This window comes from Desulfobaculum sp. (assembly GCF_054921475.1).
Genome location: NZ_JBUDSW010000193.1, coordinates 1 through 7,171 on the forward strand (window position 1 = coordinate 1; position 7,171 = coordinate 7,171).

At 65.7% G+C, this 7,171-nt stretch carries 9 protein-coding genes; all 9 read right to left on the reverse strand.

The features are described from left to right. Positions 1-853: hypothetical protein (locus tag ACY69P_RS12155; protein ID WP_462327660.1), on the reverse strand; the 853-nt coding region annotated here is incomplete at its 3' end. Between the two features lie 57 nt (positions 854-910). Continuing rightward, the gene (locus ACY69P_RS12160) at positions 911-1,387 is read right to left on the reverse strand and encodes a hypothetical protein (protein WP_459900876.1); all 477 of its coding nucleotides are present in this window, start codon (positions 1,385-1,387) and stop codon (positions 911-913) included. Continuing rightward, positions 1,378-1,839: a hypothetical protein gene (locus ACY69P_RS12165; protein ID WP_462327661.1), complete on the reverse strand. Its 462-nt coding sequence runs from the start codon at positions 1,837-1,839 to the stop codon at positions 1,378-1,380. Before ACY69P_RS12165 ends, ACY69P_RS12160 begins: the two co-directional genes overlap by 10 nt. 1 nt (position 1,840) lies before the next feature. Then, positions 1,841-3,940, reverse strand: coding sequence for a phage tail protein (locus ACY69P_RS12170; RefSeq protein WP_462327662.1), 2,100 nt, complete (start codon positions 3,938-3,940; stop codon positions 1,841-1,843). After that, a complete protein-coding gene (locus ACY69P_RS12175) occupies positions 3,934-4,494 on the reverse strand; it encodes a phage connector family protein (RefSeq protein WP_459900871.1) in 561 nt (186 codons plus the stop codon). Before ACY69P_RS12175 ends, ACY69P_RS12170 begins: the two co-directional genes overlap by 7 nt. Positions 4,495-4,496: 2 nt before the next feature. Further along, on the reverse strand, positions 4,497-4,829 hold the full coding sequence (locus ACY69P_RS12180) for a hypothetical protein (RefSeq protein ID WP_459900870.1): 333 nt from the start codon (positions 4,827-4,829) through the stop codon (positions 4,497-4,499). Between the two features lie 83 nt (positions 4,830-4,912). Continuing rightward, positions 4,913-5,299 carry a hypothetical protein gene (locus ACY69P_RS12185; RefSeq protein ID WP_462327663.1) on the reverse strand — a complete coding sequence of 129 codons (387 nt, stop codon included), beginning with the start codon at positions 5,297-5,299 and terminating at the stop codon, positions 4,913-4,915. A gap of 8 nt (positions 5,300-5,307) precedes the next feature. Next, positions 5,308-6,222, reverse strand: a complete 915-nt coding sequence (locus tag ACY69P_RS12190) for a major capsid protein (protein ID WP_459900867.1) — start codon at positions 6,220-6,222, stop codon at positions 5,308-5,310. Positions 6,223-6,301: 79 nt separating this feature from the next. Beyond that, a complete protein-coding gene (locus tag ACY69P_RS12195) occupies positions 6,302-7,093 on the reverse strand; it encodes a hypothetical protein (RefSeq protein ID WP_462327664.1) in 792 nt (263 codons plus the stop codon). Positions 7,094-7,171 lie beyond the last annotated feature (78 nt).

Below are 7,171 nucleotides of genomic sequence, written 5' to 3' on the forward strand. Positions count from 1 at the left end.
GCGCGGCCTCGCGCTGCACGAGCGCCACCCGCTCCGCCGCCGCCCGCCGCGAACGCACGCGGGACGCAGCGCGTAGCGCGCAGGTTTCATCAATGCCCAGTGCACGACGCGCCGACGAGGGGTCAAGGGCCTCCAGCGCCGCGTCGTAGTCCACGTCACCATCCGCGCCTGTGGCATCCTGCTCCACAAGGGCCACCACATGATGCACAAGGGCGTCAAAACTCAGCCGCCGGGCAAAGGCGCGAAGCTCCGCCGCTTCAGCCTCGGGCAGGCTGGCAAGGGCCTGCTCATCCTCCACCGCGCCGGATGAGGCCACGATGCCCTGGCGCAGGCGGCTGACGGTGAGCTGCTGCTGAAAGGACGCCGAAATCCGCTCCGCCTCGCCGCTGCGAAGCCACGGACGCGCCGCGTCAAGGCGCTCGCGCAGACCGGCTTCAGCGGTTTCCACCGCCATCTCGCCCTGCTCCACGGCTTCCACATAAAAGCGCAAATCTGTCCCAAGGCGCTCCACGCGGTCCTCCCGCTCCCGCGCAATGGACCGCTGACGGTTCAGCGCCATAACGCGCCGCGCCTGATAGCGGCAATACCGCCCAAGACGCTCGCGGATTCGCGGGTCCGTGCCCTCATCGGCCACCACGTCATCGTGGTAGGTTTCAAGGGCGTCCCACGCGCCGTCGATGTCGCCCTTTTCCGCCGCTTCGGACACAATGCGCACCACGTCGCGCTCCACATCCACCCGGCGCGAGGCTTCATCGTCCACGGCGCGGAATTCATCCAACCGCTCCATGTCCTGCGTCGCCACCTGCTCAAGCGGGCGTTCGCCGTGCGCGGCCCTCTGTGCAATCTCCGCCATATCGGCACCTTCCTGTACGTTGCTCATGTCTTGCGCCACAGTGGCGCTGGATTCGCGCTATCTGGCCGCAAGCAGGGACGAGCCAAGGCCAATCATCTTGCCACGGATAATACTGCCTTGGCGCTGGCGCGCCGCATCGGCGCGCAAGTCGTACTGCCCAGCCGAGTACATGCCGCCGTAGCGCGCCTGCCGGGCGCGGTATTCGGCGTCACGCTCCATATCGAGCATGCTACGCTCATGGGCCGCAGCCTGTCCGGACAGCACCTCCACGGCGGAACCACCCGAGGCATCAAGGCCGTGAACGCCATAATCCACCATGCTCTGCGCCGCCGCGCGCTGGGACGCGTCGCGCATTCTCAGCGCGTTGTGCTTTGCCTGCCCCTTGATGCGCTTTGCTTCGTATTCCCCGGCAATACGGGCATTTTCAGCCTGCTGTTTGGCCAGCCGCTCACTTTGCTGGGCGCTCTTGATTTGCGTCCATGTGGATGTTGCCTGCAGTCCGGCAATTGCCGCCACGGGGAGCATCACTGACATGTCTCTATCCTCCCATAAATGTAATAGTCCCTGCCGCCGTACAGCCGCCGGAGCAGTCCCTCGCGCCGAAAGCCCAGCCGCGACAGCCAGCGGCAACTGGTGGCGTGCCCCCTCACCACAAGGGCCTGCAGGCGCTCAATCTCCGCCTCGGCCACAAGGCGCGGCAACATCCGCACCACCGCCCGCTGAAAGGACAGGGCAAAGCGCGGGGTCTGCGGGCTGGTCAGCGCCCAGCAATCGCCAAGCCCCGGGCGCGACACCACAATGCCCGCACTCGCCACAACGCGCCCCTGCCATAGCCCGCTAAAGGCCGGACCGCTGGCCGCATACATCCGCCCCGTCTCCAGTGGGTCCGCCGCGCCGGGCGCGCCCTCCAGACCAAGCGCGTCCAAGGGCCGCAGCCGGATGCGCGCCGCGTGCTCAGGGACAAAGGGAACAATCTCCAGCCGCATATCAGTTTCCTCCCACCACTTCGGGCACGCAGCAGATAAGCGTCATGGGCAAGGGGTCGTCCTGCCGCACCGTAAACAGGCCGTCGCGGTCAAAGCCGCCGGACAGCCGCACCAACCTATCGCCGGAGTACAGCCCAGGAGCCACGCCAGCGCGCACATCATGCACATGGGAGAGGATGGTCTCGTAGCGGCCTTCACGGTCGTCGCCGGAACACACACGCCCGCCCACGGTTTCCAAAAAGCGCAGGGTCACGCCCATCACGCGCTTGCGCTTGGTCTGCGAGGTGCCGCCCCCGGCGCCAACCTCCAGCCGCATGGGCTGCAACACGCTGGAATAGCCCAGCCCAACGTGCACCCGCCGCGCGTTGCGGTGCAGGTCCACACCGCCGCCGCGCACCACGCGCTCACCAAGCACGCAGCCATCGGCCAGCACCTGAACGCTCTCGCCCTCCAGATGGGACAGGCCGTCCACATGGTCCACAGCCTCGCCCGAGTAGGACAGGCCGCAGTCCACAAAGAAGGCTTCGCTGGCATCGGGCGCGCCGTGAGCGGCAAAGCCCGGGTCCATACGCTCCACATAGCGGCACACCTGCCCAGCAACCGTGCGCCGCACCAGCAGCCACACCTCGTCGCCCCACGCGCCGGGGATGACGGCCACGGACTCCACGCGCCCGTCCCCGCCTAGGGGATGCCGGTGCCATGCACGCACATTTTCCTCGCTGAGGTAGGTGCACCCCACCAGCGCGCCGTCACTGCGCACACACCACAGCACCCCGTCAGGCTCGCGCGCGTAGTCCATTTCGCACAGCCCCGGACCTGTGGCGTGCTCCGCAAGGAGCGTCAGCTCCGGCGCCGCGTAGCTAAAGGACGCGTAATCAAAGGTCATTTCACGGATTTTACGCCCGGAGCGGGTCACATAGAGCACGGCGTTGGAGATAAGCTGGGCGGGCATGGACGCACTGCCGTGGGCGGACTGGCGCTTGCGCTGGCACTTGGCGGGGGTCATGCCTTCGCCCTCAACGCCGGACCAGACCTTCACCTCCGAGGCATTGGTCCCCACCAGCAGATGCTCCTGATCCATCAGCCACCGGATGGGATTGACGCGGGAGCCGGACAACGTGATTTCAATGGCGTCATCGTCAAGGGGCTCGCCCTGAATGCCATGGTCGTAGAGGCTGGTATTCAGGCGAAAGTCCTCGTACTCGCCGGTGCGCGACAGCCACAGCGTCAGCGGGGCTTCGGGCGTGGCCGCCAGCACAAGCCGGTCCTCATAGAAGCCAATGCACGACGGCCAACAGCCATCCTTCCACGCCTCGGGCATGGTGTGGCCCTTGGAGATTTCCTTCCAGTACTTGGTTTGCAGCTTGTCGTTGGCGTAAATGCTTTCGATTTCGTCGTCGGCATCCTCGTTGGGGGAGTCCTTGAAGGTCACCTTGAGTTCCCCATCCAGCGCATCAAACTGCCGCGTGCCAATGTACTTGAACCAGTAGGTCACCGTGAACGCAACGCGCCTGAGCAGCCAACAGCACTCAAACAGCGCCCCTTCGGGCAGGGTGAAGGTATCCCCCTGAAAGCCCTTGCCGCCGCACAATTCGCCTTCGTAGATGTCGATGTCCCAGCCCGGAGCGTGAAACTCCAGCGGCGCAATGGTCCAATCGTCATGCCCGTGGCGCGTGAGCTTGTGCGGGCGCACGTGCGGATGCACCAGATAGAGCACATCCGCACTCTGGGCCACATTCACGTCATGAATCTGGTCCTGCGTCCACGGGGTTGCAATTTCGTAGGGCGCACTGTCCTCGCCAAGGATGACGCCGCCGTCGGTGTAGAACCGCATATAGGTGTCACCAAGCTCCAGAACGTAGCTCTGGGACTGGGTGGCGTTGAAGTCAAAAGGGATAAGCCGCGCCGGACGGTCCGCGTGCTTGGCAGGAGCCACAAACCGCGTCCCGGGCCTGCGGAACACACTGCCGTGGGGACGGGGGATGAAGTTCTCCAGCCTGCGGCAGCCGGAGTAGTACTTTTCATGGTCCGTTCTGCCATCCATATGCGCGGAGAGTTCGCCCGCGGTGAAGGCGTTGATGATGGGGGTTGCCGTTAGCATGACGCGCCCCGCGCAGTGATGAAGCCGTCCGGGCGGCGCGTGACGGGGCGCCCGCCACCCTGCGCATCGCGGCTTTTGGCCGTACGCAGACGCTGGCGGTACAGGTCCTCCATGCGCTCCTTCTCAGCCGATGAGCCGGTAATCTTCTTTGCCGCGTGGGCGGCAATGCGCGTCGCCAGCGCCACCCGGAAGGTGGGCGGCATTTCGCTGACGCGGGTCACCCGGCGCACGTAGCGCACCTTCATAGTGCCACTGTCGGCCAGCAGGGCGCGCCCTTCAATGCTAAAGGGCACATCCGGCTGCACCTCCATGACGTACAGGCAATCCGGCGGCAGCACATAGGCCCTGCCGTACCCAAAGCCCGGCCCTTCGGCCGCCCGGGCCAGTTCGGCCCGGGCGATGGCGAAGTTCCACGGATGCTCCTCCAGCAGGGCGTCCCGCTCCTCCTCATAGAGGGCCGAGACGATGCGGGCGCGCTCCGTATCCTGATCCGCCGATGTGATGCGGTCCTCACCCAATTCGATGAGGGCCGCGGACAAAATCCGCGCAGGCACGGCTACATCCCTCCGTCAAACACGCCGCGGAAGAAGTCCTCGTCCTCGTCGCGCTCCGGGCGCCCGCTGTTTTGCGGGGTCAGGCGCGTGACCTCTAGGGCGAAGGTCACGCCGCCGCGCCCATCGCCATGGCCCTGCGGCTCGCCCGCTGTGGCCCGCGCCGCAAGGGCAAACACATCACCGGGGGCGGGGGCCTCTTCCACGCCAAGGCGGCGCAGGGCCGTGGCGTCCAGCATCAAACGGGCGGAACGCTCCGCACCCTGCCGGGGCGCGCCGCCCTGCTCACCCTGCCGCTGACCCGGGCCTGCCGCATCATCCAAGCGTCTGAACTGCATATGTCGTTCTCCTTCCCGCCGCATAGCGGCGGGGCTGCGTCGTCGTATGGGCGGGCCACACGTGGCGGCCCGCCCCGCGCCCGCTATCGGGCCAGATATTCACCGTAGATGGAAATGGAGCCGCTGGCGGACGGGTCCGAGGTCTGCACCAGCGCCTTCACACCGGGCTGCGCATCCGTGGGGACGGCAAAACGGCCCAGCACTTCACCAGCGCCAATGGGCGCGCCCCCATACACCGTGCACACGGTGCCCAGCTCCTCAGGCATGCTGCCGCCATGCAGCAGCTTCACCGTCAGTGTTTTGCCCTCGGCAAGGGCGATTTCGGAGGCGGCCTCCACCACCACCTGCGCCGCGCCCAGGGTGCCGGAGTAGTCCTGCGGCGAGCCGTTGCCATTGGCCGTGGTGTCCTTGGGCAGGGGCATATCCTTCGCCAGATAGCCGTCGTGCATCTTCAGGGTCTGCGTGTACATGCGTCCTCCTATTTCTTGACCGTGACGCTCTGCTCGGTCGCGTCCTCGAAGTTGTAGCTGGTGATGATGGGCACGCCATTCCATTCGGCGATGCGGCGGTCCACATTGCGGTCGCTGGGGGCCATCTGGAAGGCTGCGCCCTTGCCCGCCTCGGCGAGGATGGACAGCACCTTGCGGTGACAGAACAGGAAGGTGCCCTTCTGGGCGCGGACCATGTCCAGCAGATTGTCCACCATCACGGCGGTGGGCTTTTTGTCCTCGGTGATGTTCACAAGGCCCGCCACGGTGTTAGGGTTGGCCACCTGCATGCCGAAGTAGCCCTTGTAGCGCACGCCGTAGCCGAGAATGCCGTTTTCATTCTCGTACAGGCCGCCGTTGTTGATGGCGGTCACATTCAGCAGGCCGCCCTGCTTGAAGCCCACGGGGCTGTAGAGGCCGGTGGTCTCGCCGGAGACGAAACGCACCGCAAGGATGGACCAGCACCCGCCAGAGGAGCCGCCGGCATTGATCAGGGCGTTATTGTCCAGGGCAAACTGGCGCAGGTTCCTGTAGATGATGGCTTTTTCCGCATCCACACCCAGCTTGCGCAGGGCCTTGGGGGTCTTTTTGGCGAAGTACTTGTCCCTGCCGCCAAAGGCGCGGGCCTTGTCCTCCGGGCAAAACATCTTGGCGCCCATGATGGAGAGGTCCACCTTGCGCAGGCGGGAATCCACATCAATGGAGTCCAGCGGCGCGTCCATATCCACAAAGCCGCCGCCGGAGACTTCCGCCACTTCCTCATACACGTTCCACAGGGCGTGGGAGGCTTCCTCAAAGGGAATCACGTCAAGGACGGGAGTCTCCTCGGTCAGCCAGTCCACCTGCTTGGGCTGCTTTTTGGCGTAGGCCGCCGAAATCTCGCGCAGTGTTCCGGTAATGCTCATGAAATGTGCTCCTTTCGCACGTCTGTTGGGGCTTGGCCCCCGTGTTCATCGGCCCGGAAGCGTCTCCGGGCCGCCCCGGTCAGCCGCCGAAGACCTCTTCGGCGAAGAACCGTTCCGTGGACATGGTGGGGCGGCGGCCCTGCGGACCACCATTGCCCGCCGCCCATGTGTCCTCCGTGAAGGCCATTCCCACGCTGTGGAACAGGCGCACCATGGCGGCATTGTCGCCAAAGGCGTCAAGCACGCCGCGCGCCTCGTCCTGCGTCAGGCCCGCCTGCTCGGCAACGCGCCCAAATCCGCGCCGCGCTACGTCAAGGTTTTTGCCCGTCTGCTCGCCCCACAGCTGGCGCAACTGCTGGCCTGTCTGCTCGCGGCGCGCTCCGGCCATGGCCTCGTCGCCCTCGGCAAACTGCGACACAAGAGCGTTGTAGCGGTCGGCCAGGCCCTGCGCCTGCTGGGGCGACAGGCCAAGCTCGTGGGCGGACGCGCGGAACCAATCCACAAAGGTCCCGTCCGCCTCTACGCCTTCGGGCATATCCAGTTCGTAGCCCTCCGGGGCTTCGGGCACGCCCACCATCTTGCGCAGCTGCGCATCAAAGGCGGCCTGCTCCTCATCGGTGGCATCCTCGCTGGGCGGCGTCAGACCAATGGTCTTGCGCCCCACCAGAGAACGCGCATGCAGAAGCGAGCGCGCCATATCCGCCGGGGACTTGAACTCCCGCAGGCTCGGATGCTCGCGCAGGGGCACGTTGTGGCCGTCCACATCTATGGCGGCGTCCTCGGGAATGACATCCTCTATCCAGTGAGCCGGTGTGGAAGGTGTCTCAATGCCGTTTCCGGTCTCGGGGGCGGGGGAGGCTTCCATATTCATGGTCCGTCAGCTCCTTTCGCAGCAGTGTCCTGTGCGGTTTCAAGACATTCGAGAAGTTGAAAACGCGTCCTGCGGCCG